The organism is Streptomyces poriticola (assembly GCF_036689765.1).
GTDB classification, from domain to species: domain Bacteria; phylum Actinomycetota; class Actinomycetes; order Streptomycetales; family Streptomycetaceae; genus Streptomyces; species Streptomyces poriticola.
Genome location: NZ_JBAGKH010000004.1, coordinates 160,669 through 182,693, shown reverse-complemented (window position 1 = coordinate 182,693; position 22,025 = coordinate 160,669). Strand labels below are relative to the sequence as shown.

At 75.3% G+C, this 22,025-nt stretch carries 24 protein-coding genes and 2 pseudogenes; 15 read left to right on the top strand and 11 right to left on the bottom strand.

The features are described 5' to 3' along the window. Positions 1–22 precede the first annotated feature (22 nt). Positions 23–478 carry a hypothetical protein gene (locus tag V5O46_RS08445; RefSeq protein WP_332883852.1) on the bottom strand — a complete coding sequence of 152 codons (456 nt, stop codon included), beginning with the start codon at positions 476–478 and terminating at the stop codon, positions 23–25. A gap of 440 nt (positions 479–918) precedes the next feature. Here V5O46_RS08445 and V5O46_RS08440 point away from each other — a divergent pair, with 440 nt between their 5' ends. Beyond that, the gene (locus V5O46_RS08440) at positions 919–1,182 is read left to right on the top strand and encodes a hypothetical protein (RefSeq protein WP_332883851.1); all 264 of its coding nucleotides are present in this window, start codon (positions 919–921) and stop codon (positions 1,180–1,182) included. A 56-nt stretch (positions 1,183–1,238) separates the two neighbouring features. Here the strand turns inward: V5O46_RS08440 and V5O46_RS08435 are convergent, their stop codons facing one another. Next, on the bottom strand, positions 1,239–2,105 hold the full coding sequence (locus V5O46_RS08435; protein ID WP_332883850.1) for a DMT family transporter: 867 nt from the start codon (positions 2,103–2,105) through the stop codon (positions 1,239–1,241). Between the two features lie 333 nt (positions 2,106–2,438). On the opposite strand from V5O46_RS08435, the gene V5O46_RS08430 reads away from it, so the two are divergent. From V5O46_RS08430 to V5O46_RS08380, 11 genes are all read left to right on the top strand, one after another. Beyond that, entirely contained in the window at positions 2,439–2,768 is a 330-nt protein-coding gene (locus V5O46_RS08430) for a hypothetical protein (protein WP_332883849.1), read from the top strand. Positions 2,769–2,954: 186 nt separating this feature from the next. After that, positions 2,955–3,683, top strand: coding sequence for an FAD binding domain-containing protein (locus V5O46_RS08425; RefSeq protein ID WP_332883848.1), 729 nt, complete (start codon positions 2,955–2,957; stop codon positions 3,681–3,683). 165 nt (positions 3,684–3,848) lie between these two features. Beyond that, a complete protein-coding gene (locus tag V5O46_RS08420) occupies positions 3,849–4,934 on the top strand; it encodes a GNAT family N-acetyltransferase (RefSeq protein WP_332883847.1) in 1,086 nt (361 codons plus the stop codon). 108 nt (positions 4,935–5,042) lie between these two features. Continuing rightward, positions 5,043–5,393 carry an NADH-quinone oxidoreductase subunit A gene (locus V5O46_RS08415; protein WP_332883846.1) on the top strand — a complete coding sequence of 117 codons (351 nt, stop codon included), beginning with the start codon at positions 5,043–5,045 and terminating at the stop codon, positions 5,391–5,393. Next, complete coding sequence (locus tag V5O46_RS08410; RefSeq protein WP_332883845.1) at positions 5,384–6,562, top strand: hypothetical protein; 1,179 nt, start codon at positions 5,384–5,386, stop codon at positions 6,560–6,562. The genes V5O46_RS08415 and V5O46_RS08410 overlap by 10 nt, the downstream gene beginning before the upstream one ends. Continuing rightward, complete coding sequence (locus V5O46_RS08405; protein ID WP_332883844.1) at positions 6,555–7,499, top strand: complex I subunit 1 family protein; 945 nt, start codon at positions 6,555–6,557, stop codon at positions 7,497–7,499. The genes V5O46_RS08410 and V5O46_RS08405 overlap by 8 nt, the downstream gene beginning before the upstream one ends. An 18-nt stretch (positions 7,500–7,517) precedes the next feature. After that, positions 7,518–8,081: an NADH-quinone oxidoreductase subunit J gene (locus V5O46_RS08400; RefSeq protein WP_332883843.1), complete on the top strand. Its 564-nt coding sequence runs from the start codon at positions 7,518–7,520 to the stop codon at positions 8,079–8,081. Further along, on the top strand, positions 8,078–8,383 hold the full coding sequence (gene nuoK / locus V5O46_RS08395) for an NADH-quinone oxidoreductase subunit NuoK (RefSeq protein WP_332883842.1): 306 nt from the start codon (positions 8,078–8,080) through the stop codon (positions 8,381–8,383). Before V5O46_RS08400 ends, nuoK begins: the two co-directional genes overlap by 4 nt. Beyond that, complete coding sequence (locus V5O46_RS08390; RefSeq protein WP_332883841.1) at positions 8,380–10,215, top strand: proton-conducting transporter transmembrane domain-containing protein; 1,836 nt, start codon at positions 8,380–8,382, stop codon at positions 10,213–10,215. Before nuoK ends, V5O46_RS08390 begins: the two co-directional genes overlap by 4 nt. 6 nt (positions 10,216–10,221) lie before the next feature. Beyond that, positions 10,222–11,727, top strand: coding sequence for a complex I subunit 4 family protein (locus tag V5O46_RS08385; protein WP_332883840.1), 1,506 nt, complete (start codon positions 10,222–10,224; stop codon positions 11,725–11,727). After that, positions 11,724–13,139, top strand: coding sequence for an NADH-quinone oxidoreductase subunit N (locus V5O46_RS08380; RefSeq protein WP_332883839.1), 1,416 nt, complete (start codon positions 11,724–11,726; stop codon positions 13,137–13,139). Before V5O46_RS08385 ends, V5O46_RS08380 begins: the two co-directional genes overlap by 4 nt. Here V5O46_RS08380 and V5O46_RS08375 read toward each other — a convergent pair. From V5O46_RS08375 to V5O46_RS08360, 4 genes are all read right to left on the bottom strand, one after another. Beyond that, entirely contained in the window at positions 13,125–14,072 is a 948-nt protein-coding gene (locus tag V5O46_RS08375; RefSeq protein ID WP_332883838.1) for a cytochrome c biogenesis CcdA family protein, read from the bottom strand. The two genes, V5O46_RS08380 and V5O46_RS08375, sit on opposite strands and share 15 nt — an antisense overlap. Further along, on the bottom strand, positions 14,065–14,823 hold the full coding sequence (locus V5O46_RS08370) for a DsbA family protein (protein WP_332883837.1): 759 nt from the start codon (positions 14,821–14,823) through the stop codon (positions 14,065–14,067). Before V5O46_RS08370 ends, V5O46_RS08375 begins: the two co-directional genes overlap by 8 nt. Before the next feature lie 66 nt (positions 14,824–14,889). Next, a complete protein-coding gene (locus V5O46_RS08365; RefSeq protein ID WP_332883836.1) occupies positions 14,890–15,402 on the bottom strand; it encodes a hypothetical protein in 513 nt (170 codons plus the stop codon). A gap of 55 nt (positions 15,403–15,457) precedes the next feature. After that, entirely contained in the window at positions 15,458–15,877 is a 420-nt protein-coding gene (locus tag V5O46_RS08360; RefSeq protein WP_332883835.1) for a hypothetical protein, read from the bottom strand. Positions 15,878–16,104: 227 nt separating this feature from the next. Between V5O46_RS08360 and V5O46_RS08355 the strand changes: the two are divergent. Beyond that, a pseudogene (locus V5O46_RS08355) lies at positions 16,105–16,620 on the top strand (DUF2269 domain-containing protein); the annotation flags it as partial. Positions 16,621–17,044: 424 nt separating this feature from the next. On the opposite strand, the gene V5O46_RS08350 reads toward V5O46_RS08355, so the two are convergent. The 4 genes and pseudogenes from V5O46_RS08350 to V5O46_RS08335 form a co-directional block, all read right to left on the bottom strand. Continuing rightward, a complete protein-coding gene (locus tag V5O46_RS08350; RefSeq protein WP_332883834.1) occupies positions 17,045–17,875 on the bottom strand; it encodes a lysozyme in 831 nt (276 codons plus the stop codon). Between the two features lie 56 nt (positions 17,876–17,931). Further along, positions 17,932–18,317 (bottom strand): annotated as a pseudogene (locus tag V5O46_RS08345) (hypothetical protein); the annotation flags it as partial. Positions 18,318–18,416: 99 nt separating this feature from the next. After that, entirely contained in the window at positions 18,417–18,854 is a 438-nt protein-coding gene (locus tag V5O46_RS08340; protein ID WP_332883833.1) for an SAM-dependent methyltransferase, read from the bottom strand. A 143-nt stretch (positions 18,855–18,997) separates the two neighbouring features. After that, positions 18,998–19,492 (bottom strand): DUF5949 family protein, encoded by a 495-nt coding sequence (locus V5O46_RS08335; RefSeq protein ID WP_332883832.1) that lies wholly within the window; start codon positions 19,490–19,492, stop codon positions 18,998–19,000. 391 nt (positions 19,493–19,883) lie between these two features. Between V5O46_RS08335 and V5O46_RS08330 the strand changes: the two genes are divergently transcribed. Together V5O46_RS08330 and V5O46_RS08325 are read left to right on the top strand one after the other, a co-directional pair. Then, complete coding sequence (locus tag V5O46_RS08330) at positions 19,884–20,894, top strand: mechanosensitive ion channel family protein (RefSeq protein ID WP_332883831.1); 1,011 nt, start codon at positions 19,884–19,886, stop codon at positions 20,892–20,894. Positions 20,895–21,171: 277 nt separating this feature from the next. Then, a complete protein-coding gene (locus V5O46_RS08325) occupies positions 21,172–21,372 on the top strand; it encodes a hypothetical protein (protein ID WP_332883830.1) in 201 nt (66 codons plus the stop codon). 40 nt (positions 21,373–21,412) lie between these two features. On the opposite strand, the gene V5O46_RS08320 is transcribed toward V5O46_RS08325, so the two are convergent. Further along, complete coding sequence (locus tag V5O46_RS08320) at positions 21,413–21,979, bottom strand: tellurite resistance TerB family protein (RefSeq protein ID WP_332883829.1); 567 nt, start codon at positions 21,977–21,979, stop codon at positions 21,413–21,415. Positions 21,980–22,025: the final 46 nt, after the last annotated feature.

Sequence of the window (22,025 nt, the reverse complement as noted above, 5' to 3'; positions counted from 1 at the left end):
TCGGTCCGGCAGCGGTCCGGGATCAGTCCCACAGGGGGTAGTCCACCGTGCTCGGGAACCCCTCCGGCCGGGCGTCGGTGTAGGTCAGGCTCATCCGGGTGAAGTGCGCCAGGTCCGGTTCCCGCTCCCAGGTGTCGGGCCGGTCGAGCCGCACGATCACGTCGTACTCGTGGAAGGTGCCCGCCGCGCAGTAGGGGTCGCAGTCGTTGACCACGTTGACCCCGCGGGCCACGGCCGCCTGTGCGTCCCAGCGCTCCCAGTCCAGGGCCGCCAGCCGGCTGTTGCCGTCGCCGCAGGCGATCAGGAACGCCTCGGGGCGTACCTCCGGCTGCCAGGCGCAGTCGACCAGCACCGGGTCCGGCGGCTGCTGGCGCGGCACGGTCTGCGCCGACGGCGCGGCGGACGCCGTGCCCAGGGACGCTGCCAGCGCGCCGGCGGCACCGAGGATGACTGCTGCCCTGATCGGGTGTGTGCCCATGTCTGCTCCCGGCCGACTCTCGCAAGGCCCGACACGCTGCCTCGCCGGTTCGTACTCGCTACGACGCTACGACCGTGTCCGGCACCGCACCACTCGTACGGCGTAACACCAGGTCGCACCGCCTGCCGGTGCGGTCCTACGATCATCTCGGATGCGCGCCGCCCGTTCGCGGGCCGGTGAGCGTGCGTCGGTGGTCCAAGGTAAGACGCCCCGCTTCCTGCGGGGAGATGCAGGTGCAAGGCTTGCCCGACGCTCCGCCGAGCGCCCCGTTCCCGCTCCGCCGGGACGGGGCGCTCTCCCGTGTGCCGTCGGTGCGACAAGACGCCGATTGCCTCCACCGGGTGGTCGGTGCCCCGCGCCGCAACCGCGGCCCGGTCCCCGGAGTCTCCACCCGGCAAGAACGGCCGGAGACGGCCGACCTCCGGGTGAAGGAGAACCCCATGCAGCCGATTCCCGCCCACGCCGCAGACGGCCCGACGCGGATGCGTGACACCCAGGGCGACTTCCTGCTCCCGCCGCCCGCCCCGGACAGCCGCCTGCCCTGGCGCATCGACCCCGTCGATCTGCGCCGACTGGACCTGTACGCCGTACTGACGGCGGCCGGGATCGCCCCCGAGCCCGGGGACCAGGAGGCCGTGGACCAGCTCAGCAGGCTGCCCGGCAGTGTCCACGAGGCGCTCCACCGGTGGCTGGCCGGCCGGTGAGCGGATCCCCGGGCGCTCCGCGGGCCGGTCCCGCGGGGCGCCCGGGGGAGCCCGCGTCACCCGTCGGGGCGCAGCTCCGCCCCGCGCCGGGCCAGCACCAGAACACCCGCGACGACCAGGGCGACCCCGACCGTCTGCGGCAGCACCCACCACGCTCCGGTGCGCAGCTCCTCCTGGTACAGCAGGACTCCGAGCGTGAGACTGACCGCCGCGTCCCCGAGGGTGAGCGCCGGCTGCGAGGCGACCAGGGGACCGCCCTGCATCGCATGCTCCAGCAGCAGCACCGCCCCCACTCCGGCCGCGGCGAACCCATAGGTCTGCCACGCCGTCAGGAACCCGGTGATCCCCCGCGTGTCCAGCACGTACATGGAGTCCTTCATCAGGGCGGCCGTCAGCGCGTACGACACGGCCGTCGCCGCGCCCAGACAGCCGGCGCGCGCCATGCCGACCGGGCGCCGCAGCCCGGCCGCGGCGAGCAGCAGCACCGCCCCGACACAGGCGGCCAGCACCGGGGCCCAGCGGTCGGGCGGCACATGGATGTCCTCGCCGCTCGGTGCTGCCGCCACCAGCGCGAGACCGAGCCCGCACACCACCCCTGCCACGGCCGCCCACACACCGGACGGCAGCCGGCCCCCGGCCAGCAGCGAGGCCAGCAGCAGCGCCAGCGGCAGCTCCAGCACGAACAGCGGCTGGACCAGCGCCAGCGGTCCGGTCGCCAGGGCCGCCGCCTGCCCCACCCCGGCGACGACGACGGCCAGCATCCCCGCCAGCCAGACCGGCCGGCGCAGCAGATCCAGCACGAGGGAGGGGCGGAACCCCTGGGACTGCGGCACGGTCAGAGCGGCCCGCCGCTGCAGCACGGTGGCCAGCGCATTGCTGAACGCGGCGATCAGCGCGAAGAGGACCGGCAGGACGGCAGCCATTCACCGATCGTCGCGCCGATCCCCGTGGCACGCGCGGCGGCACGGGCCACTCGGACTCGTGCCGCCGGGGTGGCCCACGGCCGCCGCGGCGCCCCGGGCCCCGGCTCGCCCGACTGCGGGCCCGCGGTCGGGCAGGACCGGCACCACTCGGCAGCCCAGGCCCGCGTCCGCGGCGAAGAACGCGGCGGAGCACCGGCAGCCCCAGGGACGGCGGGTCCCGGCCACCGTCCCGCAGCCGGACGCCACCGCGGTTGCCGCCGGCGGTCGCCCGGCACCCTCAGAACCCCCTCAAGTCCCTTGATGGGCGCGGTGTACGGCGCCGATCATGGCCGGATGTTCGGATGGAGCAAGCAACCGGAACTCAACGTTCTCGTCCTGCGCGACGCGGACGTCATCGCCGCCACCGTGCGCTGGGCGCTCGCCGAGGCCACCGCCGACGAACGGCCCGGCCTGGAGCGTGCCGCCGCCCTCGTCGAGCAGGCGGCCGCCGCCTCCGACGCCGACCTGCGCGCCCGCTGGGTCCACGAACGGCTCGCCGCGGCCGGTCACGAGGGCCCCGCCGACTCCGTCGCCGCGGTCAAGGTGCTGCGGGAGGCCGCCCCCGGGCTCAGCCTGGCGTCGGCGGTCCAGCTGTCGAAGGACGCGGCGGCGCGCCGGCCGTGATCCCCGCCGGTGCAACGCCGGTCGTGCGCGCGTGGTGACCCCCCCGTGAACGAGGGGCGCACAGGGTCCGGGCATGAGCCCTGTACGCGCCCCCGCAGACCTCGGCAGAATGCGCCATGCCAGAGATCATGTGGCTGAAACACCACGCTCCCCGCCACCGACTCCCAGGAAGGCAGGTCGGCTGCCGTGCTGTTGCGTCTGCCCACGTCCGTGTCCGAAGCGCAGGAGTACATCGCCGAAGGGGCGGTGCCGATCGGCGGTGCCACGCTCGTGTGGGCCGCCTGGCAGCGGGACGGGTTCCCCGAGCACGCCATGTCGCTGCGCGAACTGCCCGAGGCCAACGCGATCGGACGCGAGGAGCTCGGCGCGGCCGTGGTCCTGCACCGCGTCGACGACCGGGTACCGGAGGCGCTGCAGCGGGCCGCGTCCACGGTCGGCACCGGAGCCGTCCGCCGCACCGCCACGGTCGGCGGCAACCTCGTCGGCAGCACCCTGCGCTGCCTGCTGCCCGCGGCCCTCGTCCTGGACGCCCGCGGGACGGTGCTGGAGTCCGGTGGCACCTACGAGACCGACCTCGCCGAAGTCCTGGCGAAGCGTCAGCTCCTGCTGAGCCTGCGCTGGCGCGCCCCCCTGGCCAGCGGCTACCGCAAGCTGCCCGGTGACGCCGGGGGACCCCCGCCGCTGGTGGCCGCCGCCGCGGTGCACGGCGACGCCGGGGCCCCCGGCCGGCTGCGCGTCGCCGTACGCGACGGATACGAGGTGCTCAGCGAGAGCGTCCCGTGCGACACCGGCGCCGGACCGGCGCTCGCGGCCCTGGCGGACACGCCCCTCGGCGCCCTGCCCGCCCCTGCCCGCGACGTCGTCCGCGACCAGGTCACCGACGTCCTGGACCGTGCCGCCGGCCGGACCGCCTGACGGGGGCTTGACGGCCCCGCACGGGCTCGGCCTACTGGAAGGCGCGGCCGGGCGTGTGCGGGGGACCGGCCCGGTCCCCGTGCCGGTCCACGGCGACGAGCAGGCCCTCATGTGCCAGGAGTTCCGGATGTCCACGACACGGGAGCAGGACACAGGAGGCATCTCATGCAGGACAGGCGCATCGTCGTTGTGCGGCCGGACCGCCTCACCCCGGCCGACCACAAGACGTGGCGGGAGATCCGCACCGAGTCGGCGGCACCGGCGAACCCCTTCCTCGACCCCGCGTTCACCGTGGCCGTGGGCCGGGTCAGGCCCGGCGCGCGGGTGGCGGTGCTGCTCCAGGACGGCACCGCCGTCGGCTACTTCCCTCACGAGAAGGGGCCGCTGGACCGGGGCCGGGCGATCGGACTCGGGGTCTCCGACAGCCAGGGGGCCGTGCTGCGCCCCGGGATCCGGCCGGACGCCCGCCGGCTGCTGCGCGCCTGCGGACTGTCGTCCTGGGAGTTCGACAACCTGGAGGACGGCCAGCAGCCGTTCACCCCGCACGCGGCCGAACGGCTGGCCTCCCCGGTCGTCGACCTCGACGAGGGCTTCGCCCGCTACCGCGAACGGCTGCGGGCCCGCTCGGCCGGCTTCCTGAGGCAGACCCTCGCCAAGGAGCGCAGACTCGCCCGCCAGGTCGGCGAGGTGCGGTTCGTGTTCGACGCCAAGGACCCGCACGCCCTGCGGGCCCTGATGCGCTGGAAGTCCGCCCAGTACCGGCGGACGGGCCGACGCGACCGGTTCGCCCAGGACTGGATCACCGGCCTGGTCGGACTGCTCGCGGACGGCGGCGAACCGGAGTGCCGGGGCGTGCTCTCCGTGCTGTACGCCGCCGGCCGGCCCGTGGCCGCCCACTTCGGCCTGCGCTCGCGCACGGTGCTGTCCTGGTGGTTCCCGGCGTACGACCCCGACCACGGCAGGTACTCGCCCGGGTCGGTCCTGCAGCTGCGGATGCTGGAGGCCGCCGCGGCCGACGGGATCCGCCTGGTCGACCTGGGCAGCGGCCCGGCCCGTTACAAGGACACGCTCAGAACCCGGCAGCTGCAGGTGTACGAGGGGGCGGTGGTGCGGCCGGGGCCGGGCGGCGCGCTCCATCTGCTGAGCCGGGAGCCGGCCAGGGCGGCCCGCCGCTTCGTCCGCGACCGCCCCCTGCTGGCCTCCGCCGCCGCGCGGACGCTGGCGGAGCTGGGTCGGCTGCACCGGCCCTGACCCCGCCGGGTCCTCCCGCTGGACCTCCCTACGGCCGTGCCTCCGCGATCCGGGCCGCCCGCGCCCCCACGATGGGGGGGGGACACGAGCGGAACGGAGGGCCCGGACATGGACGCATGGCAGCCGGTCCCGGTGCTGCTCGGTGTCGTCGGCGCGGGCATCGCCCTGCTGTACGGGCTGGGCCGGTATCTGGCCGCCGACCGCGAGCCGCTCGTCACCGGGCCGTTCTCGGGCGGACTCCCGCCGGGCGAGCACGCGTTCTCCCGGTTTCATGTGCGCTGGTACGCGGTCACCATGATGTTCCTCGCCTTCGACATGGAGATGCTCTTCATGTACCCGTGGGTGACCGTGGTGTCGGAGATCGGGACCGGTGCCGTGGTCGAGATGTTCCTCTTCCTCGCCGTCCTGTTCGCGGGCGTCACCTACGCATGGCGGGAGGGGGCGCTGCGGTGGACGTGAGAACTCTGCTCCGCCGGCGGGCCGCGCGCCGCCCCCGGGTGTTCCCGGTGGCGCTGCCCGGCGCGACCGCGGTGCGGCTCGCGGCCGAGGCCGAGCTCCGCCGCCGCGGCCTGACCGCGACGGTCACCCCCGCCGACGCCGATCTCCTCGTCGTCTGCGGCGTCCCGGCGGCCGGGGACCTCGACTGGCTGGACCGCATCGCGGCGGCGATGCCGCGGCCCGCCGCGCGGATCGTCGTACCCTCGGCGGACCGAGCGGCCCAGCTCCTCGACACGGGGCGCGCCCTGCTCGAAGCCGGACCCGCCTACCGGCACCCGCCGGAGACCGCCGCGCCCGCCGCCTCCGGCGCGGCCGGGCTGTCGACGGCGCAGCGGGGCGACGACCGCGACGGGCTCCGGCTGGACCGGCTGCACCTCGTGCTGGGACCGGCCCTGGCCGACTGGCCGGCCGGGCTGCTGCTCCGCCTCACCCTCCAGGGAGACATCGTCCAGGCGGTCCGGGCGGACACCGCCTGCGCCACGGACCGCCCCGCGCTGCCGTCCGACCGGATGCCCTTCTGGGACGAACCCTGGCTGCGCGCGGCACACGGGGACCGGCCCGTCACCGGCGGCGACCTGGCGCGCCGCCGCTGCGCCGCCCATCTGGACAGCGTCGGACGGCTGCTCGCCGTCACCGGCTGGGACGACACCGCCGCCCGCTGCCGGCGGCTGCGGGACGCGGTGCTGTCCGGACTGCCGGGCGGGCCGGTCCGCGGCGAACTGCTGGCGACGACGCGCCGGGTGGCACGCTCCAGGACCCTGCGCTGGGGGCTCGCCGGACTGGGCCCGCTGCCGGCCCGGCGGGCCCGCGCGGCCGGGGTGACCGGACCGGCGCTGACGGCGGACGGGGACGCCCACGACCGGCTGCTCGTCTGGCTCGACGAGATCGAGCGCTCCGCCGCCGCACTCGACGACCCCCGCCCCCGCCCCCGGCGCCGCACGGACACCGGGCCCGCCGGCCCGCGCGGAGTGCTCGACCCGGACCGACCGCCGTCCCGGGCGCTGCTGGACGTACTCCCCGAGCTCCTCGCCGGCGCCGAGTTCGCCGGTGCCCGGATCGTCGTCGCGAGCCTGGACCCCGACCTCGACGAACTGGCGCCCGCACCGGTACCGGCGGCGGCCCGTGGGTGAGGCCGCGCCGCTGTGGGCGGCCGCCGTCCTGCCGCTCGCCCTGCTCGCGGCCGCCACCTGCACCGCCGGGTTCGACGCCGTGCTCTCGTCGGCGGCCGAGCGCGGCCGGGCGGCCGGGGTACGGGACGCAGCCGGCCGCGCGGCAGCGCCGCTGCACGAGGCGCTGCGGCTGCTGGTGCAGCAGCCACGGCGGACCCCGGCCGCGGACATGCTGCTCACCCGGCTCGGGGCGGTGCTGGTACCGGTGGCCGCCGTGCTCGCCGGAGCCGTGCTGCCGTGGGGCTTCGCCTCGGTGACCGATCCGGCCGTCGGCATCGTGTGGTTCAACGCGATGGAGGCGCTGGCCTGGGCGGCGGTGTGGCTGGCCGGCTGGGGGACGGACTCCGCGCTGCCGCTGATCGGCGGATACCGGTTCCTCGCCCAGGGGCTGGCGTACGAACTGCCGCACATGTTCGCCCTCACCACCGCCGCCCTCGGCGCCGGGTCCCTGCGGGTTGGGGACGTCGTCGCGGCCCAGTCGGGGCTGTGGTTCGCCGTGTGGATGCCCGCCGCCTTCGCCGCCTACCTGCTGAGCGCGCTCGCCATGTCCTTCTGGGGTCCTTTCGGGCACCCGCTGGGCCGGGACACGGCCGGGGGCGCGGCCGCCGAACTCGGCGGTGTGGACCGGCTGCTGTTCCTGGGCGGGAGGTGGATGCTGTTGGTGGTGACGGCCGGATTCAGCGTGCCGCTGTTCCTCGGCGGCGGGCACGGGCCGCTGCTGCCCGCCTGGGCATGGACCCTGCTGAAGACCGCGGCCGTCCTCGGCCTGCTGGTGGCCGCGCGCCGGGCACTGCCGGCGGTGCGGATGGAACGCTGGATGGAACCGGCGTGGATGGTGCTGGTGCCGCTGACGCTGCTTCAGGCGCTGTTCGTCGCCGTCGTCGTGCTCGACCGATGAGAGCGAGGCCCGCTGCCGATGCCCGATGCAGTCGTCTTCTGGGTGCCCGCCCTGATCGCCGTGGCGGCGGCGGTGATGGTGTTCCGGTTCGACTCCATGCCGCGGGCCACCTACGCGCTGCTGACCGCGCTGCTGTGCGTGGGCGTGGAGGTGCTGCTGCTGGGGCTGGACTACCTCGGGGTCGTGATCGTGCTGATGATGACCATCGAGATGGCCCTGATGGCCGTGTTCATGGTGATGTTCATGGCGAACCCGGCCGGGCTGACGCCGATGTCGATGCTGCACAACAGGCGCGGCGCGGCCGTCCTGTGCACCGCGGTCTTCGCCGCCCTCGCCGCCGGCACCCTGCTCGCCCCGTGGCCGTCCCGGCGCGGCGCCCCGCCCGGCGACCCCACCCGGGAGCTCGGCCGGTCCCTGATGGGTCCGCACATGCTCACCATGATGGTCCTCGGCCTCGCCCTGTTCGCCACCATCGTCGCGAGCGTCGTCCTGGCCACCCGCCGCGGCCGCTACGACCGGTTCGGCGACGACCTGGCCGCCCGCCGCGCCGACGACCCGGTCCGCGGAGGCCTCACCAGGTGAATCTCGAAGTTCTCCTGCTGCTGGCCGCCGCGCTGTTCAGCATCGGACTGTACGGCGCCCTCACCCAGCAGTCCGTGGTGATGCTGATGATGGGCCTGGAGCTGATGCTCGGCGGGATCATCACCGCGGCCGCCGCCGTCCGGCACCACATCGCCCCGGCCGCCACCGAGGGACAGGTGCTGATCGTCCTGGCGGTCACCGTGATGGCGGTGGAGATGGCCGTCGGCTTCGCCGTGGTCACCGCGCTGTTCCGGGCCCGGGAGGTCGACATGACCGACATGGCGGCGGAGCTGAAGGAGTGAGCGCGCTGCTGTGGGCGCTGCTCGCGCTGCCGCTGACGGCCGGCACCGCGCTGGCCGTCACGGGCCGGCCCGCCGACCGGTGTGCACCTGCGGTCGCCGTCACCGCCTCCGTCGCCACCCTCGGCCTCGCCGTCGCCGCCGCATACGTCCACCCGCGGGCGGGGGCGCCGCTGCTGGACGGCGCCCCGGCCGGATTCGGCGTCGACGGGCTCGCCGGACTCACCGCGGTCACCGTCGCCGCGGTCACCGTGGCCGTGCTGGTCTTCAGCACGGCGGATCTCGGGCCCCGGGAGGCACGCGCCCGGTTCCACGGCCTGATGCTGCTGTTCGCCGGCGCCATGCTGGCCACCGTCACGGCGACGACCCTGCCGGTGCTGCTGATGGCGTGGGAGGTCATGGGCGCCACCTCCTGGGCCCTGATCGGCTACTGGTGGCACGATCCCGACCGCGTCCGCGCCGCGACCACCGCCTTCCTCACCACCCGCGCCGCCGACCTCGGCCTGTACCTCGCGGCGGGCGCCGCCCTGGCGAGCGGTCCGGCCGGGGCCGGCTCACTGCGCCTGGACGCGACTCCCGACGCCGCGGAGCCCTGGCGGGCGCTCATCACGGCGGGCGTGGTCACCGCCGCCCTCGGCAAGTCGGCGCAACTGCCCTTCGGTTTCTGGCTCTCCCGCGCCATGCAGGGACCCAGCCCGGTCTCCGCCCTGCTGCACTCCGCGGCGATGGTGGTGGCCGGGGCATATCTGCTGCTGCGGCTGGAACCGCTGCTGCGGGCGTCCGGCTGGGGCGGCCCCGCCGTCGCCTGGGCGGGCGCGCTGACCGCGGTCGCCTTCGGCCTGGTCGCCGTCGCGCAGACCGATCTCAAACAGCTGCTCGCCGGTTCCAGCTGCGCCCAGATCGGCTTCATGGTGCTGGCCGCGGGCGTCGGCTCGCGCACCGGAGGCACCCTGCAGCTCGTCGCACACGCGGCCGCGAAGAGCCTGGCGTTCCTGGTGGCCGGTGTCTGGCTCACCGCGCTGGGCACCAGGTCGCTGCACGTGCTGCGCGGCCGGGCCCGCCGCTACCGCACCGCCGCGCTCGCGTTCACCGCCGCCGCGCTCACCCTCGCCGGGGTGCCGCCGCTGGCGCTGTGGGCCGCCAAGGACGTCCTGCTCACGGGAGCCCGGCAGGACAGCACCGCCCTCTACGCGGTGGGCCTGGCCGGGGCGGTCCTGTCCGCGGCGTACAGCGGCAAGGCGCTCTGGTTCGTGCTGCAGCCCGCCGACGGAGCCCGGCACCCGCTGCCGTACCCCGTGCGGCTGCCGCTGCTCCTGCTGTCGCTGGCCTGCCTCGCCCTCACCGTCCTGGCGTTCCCGCCCGTGCGGTACGCCGTCGCCCGCGTCGTCGGCGGCTCCGGAAGCGGCCCGCAGGCCTGGGAGTTCGCCCTGTCCGGGGCCCTGGCGGTGGCCGTCGTGGCCGCCTTCGGGATCCGCGGTGAGCGGCTGGCCGCCGTCTCCCCGCCCTGGTTGCGCGACTGGCTGGGCCTGGAGGCGGCGGCCCGGCTGCTGCTCGTCCGGCCCGTGCTGCGGCTCGCCCGCGCGCTGGCCGCCTTCGACGACCGGGTGCCGGCCCGGGCCGCCCGCGGCGCCGCGCGCGGCGCGGTGACGCTGGCCCGGTGGACCGACAGGCGTCCGGAGTTCCACCTCGACGGCGCCGTCGCGGGGGTGGCGCACGGGGCCCGGACGCTGGGCCGCTGGGCGCGCCGGCCGCAGACCGGGCAGCTGCACCAGTACCTGGCCCAGGCGGTGGCCGCCTTCACCGTTCTCGCCGTCGTCCTCGTTCTCGTGAGGTGAACCGCCGTGCTCACGGCCCTGGTCTTCCTGCCCGCCGCCGTCGCGGCGCTGCTGCTGTGCCTGCCGCGCCGGACACCGCGGGCCCTGTTCCTGACGGCCTGGACGGCGACGGCCGCCGCCGAGCTGGTGCTGACCGTGGTGGTGTGGGCCGGGTTCCGGACGGACGGCGGCATGCAGTACGAGATGCGGGCGCGCTGGATCCCCAGCGCCGGCGTCGGCTACCACGTCGGCGTCGACGGACTGTCGCTGCCGCTGGTCGCCCTCACCTGCGTGCTGTTCCTCGCCTGCGCGCTGTACGCGGCGCGCGAGCGGCGGCGGGTGCGGGAGTTCGCGGCGCTCTTCCTCTTCCTGCAGACCACCTGCGTGGGCCTGTTCGTCGCCCTGGACCTGATCCTGTTCTTCGTCTTCTTCGACCTGTCCATCGTGGGCATGTACGCCGTCATCGCCGGCTGGGGCCACCGCGGCGCGGCCCGCTCGGCGCTGCAGTTCTTCCTCTACACCTTCATCGGCTCCCTCGCCCTGCTGCTCGGCTTCATCGGCCTCTACCTGGCCGCCGACCCGCACACCTTCGACCTGACCGAGCTGACCGCCGCCGACCCGCTGGCCGGACGCACCACCTACGGTGCGCTGGTGCTTCTGGCGATCGCCGTCGGACTGGCGGTCAAGACCCCGACCGTGCCCTTCCACACCTGGCTGCCGCCCGCCCACACCGACGCCCCCGCCGCCGGGTCGGCCATCCTGGCCGGGGTGCTGCTGAAGATGGGCACGTACGGGTTCCTGCGTATCGCCCTGCCGGTGCTGCCCGGCGCCTGGCGGGACTTCGCGCTCGTGTTCGTCGTCGTCGGCGTGGTCTCCGTGCTGTACGGCGCCCTGGTGGCCCTCGCGCAGACCGACCTCAAGCGCATGATCGCCTACACCTCCGTCACCCACATGGGGTACATCGTGCTGGCGGTGGGTGCCGCCGGGGCCGTCGCCGGGCCGGACGACGCCGTCCGCCTCGCCGTCAACGGGGCGGTGTTCCAGATGGTCAGTCACGGACTCCTCACCGGTGCGCTGTTCCTGCTGGCCGGCGTGCTGTACGAGCGGGGCCGGACCTACCGGACGGCCGCCTACTCCGGGATCGCCGCGCGGGCGCCGGTGTTCGCCGCGCTGACCGGCGTGGCCGCGTTCGCCTCGCTGGGGCTGCCCGGCTTCTCCGGGTTCATCGCCGAGTTCCAGATCCTCACCGGGAGCCTCGGTCCCCGTCCCGTCGCCACCGGTCTGGCGGTGCTCGGCATCCTGCTCACCGCCGGGCTGTTCCTGCGTGCCCTGCAGCAGATCCTGCTCGGCCCGCTGAGACTGCCCACCGCCGCACCCGGCGCCGACCGCCCCTTCCCCGACCTGCGCCGGCACGAGGGGCTGGCGATCGTGCCGCTGCTGGCCCTCGGCGTCGTCCTCGGCCTGACCCCGCGGTTCGTGCTGGACGTGGTCGAACCCGCCTCGCGCACCCTGCTGGAGCTGCTCGCACGATGACCGGCACCGGCCACGACCCCCTCGATCTGCTCCCCGAGACGCTGCTCGCGGCCTCGGCGGTGCTCGGCCTGCTGCTCGGGTCCTGGCTGCCGCGCCGCCGGCAGTGGCTGACCGGCGCGCTCGGCATGACCGCCTGCGCCGCGGGCACCGCCGCCGCGGCGGTGGCCGCCACCGCTGCCCCCGGCAGCGCGTTCGGCGGCTCGTTCGCCCTCGACCCGGTCACCGCCACCGCGAGGGTGGTCGTCCTCGGCGCGACGCTGCTGGTGCTGGCCCTCGCCCTGCCGCGGCTGCACGGCGACCCGCGCGAGACCGAGGCCTACGTCCTGCTCCAGCTCGCCGCCACCGGAGCGCTGGCCCTCGCCGGAGCGCAGGACCTGCTGCTGCTCGCCGCCGGATATCTGCTCGCCAGTGTGCCCGGCTATGCGCTCGCCGGGTTCCGCAAGGACGGCCCCGGCACCGAGGCGGCCCTGAAGTACTACGTGGTCGGCGCCCTCCTCGGCGTACTGATGCTCACCGGCGTCACGCTCCTGTTCGCCGCCGGCCGCACCACCTCCTACACCGCCCTGCGCCCCGCACTCGCCGAGGCACCGTCCGCGCTGGTGGCCGTCGGCACCCTCGCCGTGCTCGCCGGCATCCTGTTCAAGGCCGGGGGAGTGCCAGGCCACTTCTGGGTGCCGGACGTCGTCCAGGGCAGCCCCGCACCCGTCGCCGCCTTCCTCACCACCGTCCCCAAGATCGGCGCCCTGGCCGCCGCCTTCCGGCTGGCCGCGACGCCCCTGGCGGACGCGGACGTGCCCTGGACCGCCCTGCTCGCCACGCTGTCGGCCGCCTCCATGACCCTCGGGAACCTGGCGGCCTTCTTCCAGCGCGACGCCACCCGGCTGCTGGCCTACTCCACCGTCAGCCAGGTCGGCTATCTGCTGATCCCCGTCGCCGTGACCGGCGACTCCGGCCTGGCCGGGCAGGCACTGCTGTACTATCTCGCCGCCTACGCCGTCACCAACCTCGGCGCCTTCGCGGTCGTCTGCGCGCTGCCCGGTGCCCGGACCCTGGACGACCACCGCGGACTGGCCCGCCGCCACCCGGCGCTGGCCGCCTCCCTCGCCGTGTGCCTGCTGGGCCTGGTGGGCACCCCGCCCACCGCCGTCTTCCTCGGCAAACTGGAGGTCTTCAGCGCCGCCTTCGACGGCGGGCTGGCCTGGCTCGCGGTGCTCGCCGCGGTCAACACGGTCGCGTCACTCTTCTACTACCTGCGCTGGATCGTCCCGGCGTTCACCGGCCGGACCGCCGCCGGGCCGCTGCGCGAGGTGTCGCGCCCGGCCGCGGCGATCGCGTACGGCACGGCGGCGGCCTCCGTCGCCCTCGGGGTGTTCGGCGGCCCGGTCCTGGAACTGACGTCATCGGCGGGCTGAGCCGGTGCCGACCCGCCGGCCGCGTCCGGAGCCGGCCGCCGCGTCCGGAGCCGCTTCGGCGCCCGGCCCGGCCCGGCCCGGTTCCTCGCTCCGCTCCCCGTCCCGCCCCGGCGCCGTCCGCGCCCCGCGCAGCAGAACCGTCAGGGACACCGCGGCGGCGACGACCGCCAGGCCGCCCACCAGAACCCGGTCGGAGACGGCGTCGCCGAGCCGCGTCAGACGCTGCTCCCAGGCGAACTCGGTGTCCACCCCCATCAGGGACGGCAGCGCCGAGGCGCCGTCGAAGAGCAGGAACACCGCGCCCAGCACGATGAACAGGGCGCCGCCCACCAGCGCCGTGGAGTGTGTGCGCAGCGGCCCCACCCGCACCGGCCGGCCCCGGAGCCATCGGCGGCGGCCCAGGTCGAAACGGTCCCACAGGGCGGCCAGGACGAACACCGGCACCGCCATGCCCAGGGCGTACACCGCCAGGAGCGCCCCGCCGCGCCAGGGATCACCGCCCAGGGCGGCGACGGTGAGCACACTGCCCAGAATCGGCCCGGCGCAGAACCCGGCCAGTCCGTACACCGCACCGAGCGCCAGCACCGACAGCACGGACCCCGAACGGCGCCGCCCCGCCGCCTGCTGCATCCGGCGCGAGCCGAACCCCAGGCCCAGCACCTGCGCCGCCCCGAGAACGATGATCAGCCAGCCGCCCGTCGTCACCAGAAGCTCGCGGTGCCCGTACAGCAGACGCCCGGCCAGCGAGCCCGCCACCCCGAGCGGCACCATGGTCAGGCACAGCCCGGCGTAGAACAGCGCAGTGCGCCCCAGCAGCCGGGTGCGGCCGGTGAACGAGTACGCGAAGAACGCGGGCAGCAGCAGCGCCGAGCACGGGCTGAACAGCGCCAGCAGACCGCCGAGGAAGGCGACCACGAACCCCGGGTCACTCATCGCCGCTGCCCTGTGCCTGGGTCTGCGCCTGTGCCGTCTCGACCGCCTCGGTGAAGACGTGCGTGGGCTGGGCGCCCAGGATCGGCCTGCCGTTGAGCAGGAAGGCCGGCGTGCTGCTGACGCCGAGGGAGTAGCCCTCCCCGGCGTCCCGCTGCACGGCCTTCTCGGCGGCCGGTGAGGCCAGGTCGGCGCGGAAGCGGTCGAGGTCCCCGATGCCGGCCCGCTCGGCCATGGCGACCAGTTCCCGCTCCGCGAAGGCGCCCGTGTTGCGCTCCCGCGGCTCGGCGTACGCCACGTCGTGGAACTGCCAGAACCGGCCCTGCCGGCCCGCCGCCCACCCGGCGCGGGCCGCCTGCTCCGACTCCCCGCCGAAAATGGGGTAGTTGCGCCACTCGATGCGCAGCACGCCCCGCTCCACATAGTCGCGCAGCAGCACCGGCTTGGTCTCCCGCGCGAACCGGCCGCAATAGGTGCACTGGAAGTCGGAGTACGCGATCAGCACGACGGGCGCGTCGGGCTCACCCAGCGCGTACGGGTCGCCGGAGTCCCGCCGGGCCAGCGCGAGCAGCCCGGGGTCGGCGGGCGCAGCCGCGGTCGGCGCGGCGGACCCCGCGGGCGCGTCGGCGCGGTCCTCGCCACCGGTGAACGCGACGGCGGCGACGACGAGCGAGGTCACCAGGACGAGGGCGGCGGCGGCCCGCCGCACCCGGGAGGAACGGGAGGAACGGGAGGAGCGAGAGGGAGGGGTCATGGTCGACTCCGGGAAGAGAACAGGAAGCTGAGAGAAGAGAGGGGAAGGGGCCGGCCGGGCCGGTGCTCAGGCGCGCTCGGGCAGCGGGCAGACCTCGGCCGTCGACAGCCGGCGCAGCGCCGCCTCGGCCAGCAGCACCAGCGAGGCGACGGCGAGCAGCGGCTGGAGCGGTGCCCAGTAGGTCAGCGCACCGGAGGTGCCCACCAGCAGCAGCACGAGCTTGTTGCAGACGGGGCAGCCCACGGCCAGGAAGGACAGCAGCCCGCCCAGCGGGCCCAGCCGGCCGCCCGGCCCGGCGGACGGGGCGCCGCCCGGACGCTGAAGGCCCTCGGTGCCGGGGAGCCGGACGTAGGTGGCGGTCAGCAGCCCCGCCAGGACGGCCGTCGCGGCGAGTACCGGAAGGTTCCACCACTGGACGGGCACCGACCGGCCGAACCACGGCGAGGGAACGACCGCCGTGGGCACACCCACGGCGACGGCGGTGAGCACGGCACCGGCGCCCGCGACGGCCCACCGGGCCGGCCGCCAGGATGCGAGGACGGCTCCCGCCCGGCGCAACGACCGGGAGGAGGAAGGCATGACGGATGTCTCCGCTCGACGAGGATCGGTCCGGAACGCGGCACGACGGGCCGGTCTAGATCCTCAGAACGGTCGCAGGGACACCACCCGGTGGCGGGACGGTGCCGGACAGCGCCGTGCCGGGCGGCGGCTGCGGGGCCCGACCGGCGGCGACGGACGCGGTCCCGCCGACGGCCGGCGCCTCGGGGGCCCGGAGGTCCCCGCGCACCGAGAACTCGCCGGTGAGCCCCTTCCGGTCGCACTTGCGGGGCCCGGCGGGGCCGAGTTCGTCCGGTGTGCCCGGCGCATCCGTCGCCCCCGCCCCCGCCGCCGACGCTTCGGCTGGCGGTGCGGCCACCGTCGCCGGAACCGCGCCCGCGGCGGCCGGGCCGCTCGCCCCCGCCGCGCACAGGACGGCGACGACCAGACAGACGGCCGCCGGCACGCAGCGCAGCAGCGCGAACCCCCGGCGGGAGTGGGCGGCGCGCTCGGGCATCGGTGACGGCTCCTGCCGGAGGGGTCGACTGCGGTGACCGCACATGACGTCTGTCGGACATGTGCGAAGCCACCCTACCCACCCGCCGGCGGACATCCGCACCCCCGCCCGGCGCACGGGCGGACGGCGGACCGGCCGGCCCGCGGGGCGCGTACGCCGAGCCGAGTAGTCCGGGTTGCTCCCCGCGTCAGACGCCCCGGCGCCGCACGCCCGGCACCGTGGACCGCGTGAAACTCAGCCGGCCCGCCCGCCGGGCCTCCCTCGTCGTCCATGTCGCCGCCTCCGCGAGCTGGCTCGGGCTCACCCTCGGACTGCTCGCCCTCGGCGCCACCGCGGTCACCACCGGATCGCCGGTGGCCGTGGAGGCCTCCGTGCGTGCCATGAAGCTCTTCGCCGACCGGCTGCTGCTCCCCGCGGCCTTCCTCACGCTCGCCAGCGGTCTGCTGCTCTCCCTCGGCACACCCTGGGGACTGGCCAGGCACCGCTGGGTCCGGACCAAGTTCTGGCTGACCCTGGCCACCACCACCGCCACGGCCTTCGCCCAGCGCCCCGGTATCGACTCCGCGGTCGCCGCCGTCGCCGCAGGGGGTCCGCTCCCCGACCCCGGCGGCGTCCTGGCCGGACCGGTCGTTTCCCTGTCCGCCTACGTCTTCATGACCGCCGTCTCGGTCCTCAAGCCCTGGGGCCCGACCCGCCCCGGCCGCAGACTGCGTACCTCCGCCACCCGCGGCCAGGCCCGGCCCGGCCCCGGACCCGTCCCCAGACCCCCGCCGGGCCGCGGTCCGACCCGGTCCGCCCGCGGCGTCGAGGCGACCGGCGTCGACCCCGCCTGCGACTCGCCGGACGTGGCCGGCGGCGCTTTCACCGCTCGGCGCCGGTCCCGCCACCCTACGGCGGACGCCGTCCGGGCGATCACCGAAGACGTGAGCGGCCCGCCGGTGACGTTCCGCCGGACCTTCGGGTCCGGCGCGGACGGCCGGACCTCGCCTCCGAGCCGGCCCTGCGCTTCCGCGGGCGCGCGGAGGCCGAGCGGGGAACCGGCCGCGCACGGCTGCGTGGTGGAGGAGGTACGCGACGCTCCCGACCGCCCGGCCGGGAGTTCGTGTGCGTCGCGCGACGCCCGGCACCGGTGCGAACCGCTGACCGGTGCCGGGCGCCGCGGGGACGTCAGCCGGTGGCGAGGGCGCGCACCCGGGCGAGCGTCCCGTTGAACCTGTTGTGGTCTCCGACGATCGGCCCGGACGAGGTGTACTGCCACATCGTGTACGTGGACCAGCCGGCCGGCAGCGCGCCGACCGCGGACGCGTACCGGGCCACCCACAGCGGCGTGTCGGCGCCGAAACCGCTGTAGTTGCCGGTGCACAGCTCCCACCAGCTGGTGGAGGTGTACATCACGGCGTTCCGGCCGGTGCGCGCCTTGTAGGTGTCCAGGAAGTCACGGATCCAGGACACCATCTGGCCCGGTGTCCTGCCGTAGCAGGACGCCCCGTACGGGTTCCACTCGATGTCCAGGACGCCCGGCAGTGTGCTGCCGTCCGGCGACCAGCCCCCGCCGTGGTCGACGAAGTAGTCGGCCTGGGCGGCGCCGCTGGTGGTGTCCGGAGTGGCGAAGTGGTAGGCGCCGCGGATCATTCCGACGTCGTAGGAGCCGTTGTACTGCTGTGAGTGGTAGGGGTTCTTGTAGTACGTCCCCTCGGTGGCCTTGACGTAGGCCCACCTGACCCCGCTGTCCCACAGCTCGGACCAGGTGACGTTGCCCTGGTGGCTGGAGACGTCCACGCCCTCGGTCTGGGCGGCCCTGTTCCCGGTGGGGAGACCGTGCTCCCCCTCGTGGGCCAGGACGCCCGTGCCCATCCGGGCGGACCCGCGGGGCGGACCCTCGTCGGCCGGGGAGGCGGAAGCGGAGTGCAACGGAAGAAGCAGAGTGGGGGCGGCGAGCAGAAGGCCCGCGGCGAGCACGCGTGAGCGGCCGAATGCCCCGGCTATGGCTGAGCGCATGCCCCCATCCGATCCGCTGCCGCGCGCCGCCGCATCTCACAGCCGTCCAAACGGAGTTACCGGGGGAGGGACACGCCGCAGCGGCGGCGCCGTCGGTAGGCCGGCTTCTCCCGGACCGACACGTGCCGGGTGCTCTCGCCGGTGAACGGAGCCCGTGACCATCCGTCCCACGGGTGCCGCAGCCGCATCCCGGCCGGCCGCGCCATCAGGTCGGGCTCGGCCGGCCACACGTACCGGAAGGGACCGGCCCGCTACTCCGGGCGCCGTCGGCGAGGGTGACGTAGTACGAACTCATCGCCTGCGTGGCGACGTCACAGGCGTCGAACGCCCACTGCGTCGCGGAGATGCGGAAGGGTACGGCGTTCCGTCCGGGCGGCAGCCGGCGCAGGTCCGGCACCCCGGCCTCCACCACGAAGCAGCCGCCCGGCCGCAGATGCACCGCTTCGTCCGTGTCCTGATGCCGCCGCATCCGGGGCCCGTACCGCTCCCCGCCGGGCGGGCGCCGCTGGTTCTTCCGCGGGGCGGGTCCGGCGCGGACGGTTCAGACCCGGGGCGGCAGCGAGATCCCGCGCAGCGGCCGGCCGCCGTCGGCGTACAGCCGCCCGCCCGGCGCCACGGCGTCGGCGACGCGCTCCAGTACCCGGCGCCCCGCCCCCGGGTGGCGGCCGTCCAGTGCGCCGACGCGGACGGCGAACACGATGTCGAAGGGACCCTCGCCCGGCTCCCGTACGTAGTCCTCCGCCGCGACCTGCCGCACCTTCATCCGGCCGGAGGCGATCTCCGCCGCGGAACCCGCCGTGGCCAGGGCGACGGCCCGGGCGGAGCGGTCGATGGCGACGATGTGGCCCGAGGTCAGCCGCGTGGCCACGGCCCGCGCTGCGGCCCCGGGCCCGCAGCCGATCTCCAGCACCCGCGCCTCGGGGGTGAGCGGGAGCGCGTCGACGATCTCGGCGAGACGGGGCGAGAGTTCACGGGACATGCCGCGAGCGTAGCCCCGCGCCTGCCGTGTCCGGTTGTCCGCCGGGAGGTGCCGCGGCAGGACCGCTCAAGCCCGTCGGCCCCGGCCGCTGCGGACGTCCACGGCGCGCGGGAGCCCGCCCGGCCGGGCGGCAGGCGTGTGTCTCAGGTGCGCAGCTTCCGGGCGGGCAGCAGGACGTGGGCCGCCGACGCCAGGGTCTCCTCGTCCGCGGTGAAGTCCGCCAGGGTCGCGGCGTCGCCGGGCTCGACGTCCTGCGGCCACGGCCGGGTGGCGAAGATGAGGTAGGCGCCGCCCCGCTTCTCGACCGCCGTCAGCCAGGCGGCCGGCGGCAGGAACTGGGCGTTGACCTGCGGCATGGTGAGGACGGCCGCATTGGCGACGACGAGCAGACCGACCGGTGGGCGCGGTCGGCGGACGGCGGCGTCGACCAGGCCCTCGCCCGGCGGCAGGCCGGCCTTGCGCAGCAGTGCCCCGACCGCGGCCGACGAGGCCTCCGGGCCGTCCGCACCGTCTCCGAGGGAGCAGGCGAGGAGATAGGGGATGTCGCCGTCCGGTGCCTCACGGCTCCAGGACATGATGACGAGCGTGCCCGGGTCACCGGTGCGCACAGCGGTCATTTCGGAAGAAGTGGAAGTCACCGCGGAACCCTATCCACGCCCCCGGACCGACCCGGACGCGTTCTCACCCGACCAGGTGACGCCCTCCCGGGCGGCCACACGAACGGGGGACCACGGACAAGGAATCGGCATGAGCAGCAGGGACGAAGAGGATCCGGCCTGGAACACCGCGCCGGCCCAGGGTGTCTGCCTCGGACTCCCGCTCGGCACGGCCATCGGCACCGGCGCCTCTGCCGGCGCGGCCTGGGACGGGCGCGCGCCGACGGGGAGGGCGCCGGAGGCGGGAAGCACGCGGGAGACGGGGAGCGGAGCGGTCCGGGGGGAGAGAGACCGGCCGTCATGGACCGGCCGGTAGCGGGTAGGGGCGCTCGCAGTCCCCGCATCCCTCCCGAGGAACGGAGCACAACGGTCCATGGTGTACGTACCCGACCCCCCGACGGACCCGACCGTGGAGCTGGCGCTCACGGTGCCGGACTGGGCCCGTGAGCACTCCGCCGAGCTGATCGGCGTACCGCTGCGCATCGCGCTGATCGTGCTCGGCGTCGCGCTCGTCCGGGTGCTGGCCAAGCGCGCCATCACCCGCGTCGTGCAGCGCATCCTGGAGCCCGGCGAGGGCGCGGAGGTGCCGGGGCCGCGGTCCGGCCGCGGACCCGCGGTGCTGCACCGCGACCGTTCCCGGGCCCGGGAACGGCGCGAGCAGCGGGCCCGGACCATCGGCTCCGTCCTCGGCAGCATCGTGTCCGTCGTGCTGTTCGTGGTGGGCGTCGCCATGGTCCTGGACCAGATCGGCATCGCACTCGGACCGCTGCTGGCCGGTGCCGGGGTGGTCGGTCTCGCCATCGGCTTCGGCGCCCAGAGCCTGGTCGCCGACTACCTGGCCGGCATGCTCATCATGGTCGAGGACCAGTACGGCGTCGGCGACTGCGTGGACCTCGGGGAGGCCGTCGGAGAGGTCGAGCACGTCGGGCTGCGGCTGACCCAGGTCCGCGATCTCAACGGCGGTCTGTGGCACATCCGCAACGGCGAGATCCTGCGGGTCCGCAACGACAGCCAGGAGTGGGCCCGCGCCGTACTGGACGTGGCCGTCGCCTACGACGCCGACCTCGACGAGGTCTACCGCGTACTGGAGGAGACCGGCCTGGCCATGCGTCAGGAACCGGCCTTCGCCGACGTCCTGCTCGAGGATCCGGCGGTCTGGGGCGTGCAGTCCCTGGACGCGGACGGGGTCCTGGTGCGCCTGGCCGTCAAGACGGTGCCGCTCCAGCAGTGGGGCGTCACCAGGGAGCTGCGCCGCCGGGTCAAGGAGGCCCTGGACACGGCCGGCATCGACATCCCCTTCCCGCAGCGGACCGTCTGGCTGCGCCACGACGGCACCCCCGCCGGCACCGGCAGCGGCACCGAGACCGTCTCCTCCGTGCGCTGAGCCGGCACGGCCCGGGGTCCCGAGGACGGCCGGCGGCTGGAGCGTCGCCGGCCTCGGTACCTCACCGTGAGAAACGCCACGCTGGGGCCGGCGAACCGGGCGCGGTGCGCCTGGTCCCTGCGGGGCCGAGGGCCGGGCGGACGCGTCTGACCAGCCGGTATGTGATCCGGTCGACGTTGTCGTACTCCCAGTAACAAGATCACGATCTAGGTCGTGCGCCTCAGGCAACCATCCGAGGCCGACCCGACCCGACCCGATCGACAGGGAGTCCGTCCAGATGCACCCCCCACACAGCTCTGCCGAGCCGCTCGCCCGTCTTGAGCGGGCACGCGGCGAGTACGAGGCGCACCTCCACAGCTGCCGGCAGTGCCAGGCCGACGGTGCGGCGTGTCCGGTGGCCAAGATCCTCAGGCGTGCCTACAACAACGCCGCCCGCGCGGCCCGTCCCCGGCAGGACGGCACCGACCTGCCTCGGTGACGCCTCGCCGACGGCCGGGCGCGCCGCCCGGGGGTCCGGCTCAGACGCCGAACTCCGAGGGTGAGACACCGAGTGCGGAGCACGCCTCGCGGACCGCCTGCTGCTCGGACGGCTCGAAGTGCCCGTCCGCGCCTGCCACCACGATGCCGGTCTGGACGACCGCACGCGCCTCCTGAGGCTTCTTGGCAGCCTTGGCGATGACCTGCAGCGCCTCGGCCCGGCCCGCGGCGAAGTCGGCGAGGAGCCGGTCCACATGCTGGTTGAAACGCTGGCGGAGCTGGTCCGCGGGGAAGTTCTGCAGCACCTCGTTGGAGACGATCAGCTCCTCCACACGCTGCCGCTCGGCCGGATCCACCCGGCCGTCGGCCGCGGCCACCAGCGCGCACATCGCCATGCTGGCGTCCCGGTAGGCACCGCTCTTCAGCTCGGTCCTGGCGGAGGCGAGCTGCGACTTGAACAGCCCGATCAGCTGGGCCTTGGAGCCGCCGGAGGGCGAGCCGGACCGGTGGCCCCCGAACTGCCCGGGCCCGTGTCCGCCCGTGCCCCGCGAACTCTGCGACTGCTGGAAGCTCTTCGCCTGGTCCTTGATCCGGTCCCACATCGCCACTGGTGCCACCTCGGCTTCTGGTGCTGCCTGTCCGTCTGGTCGTCCT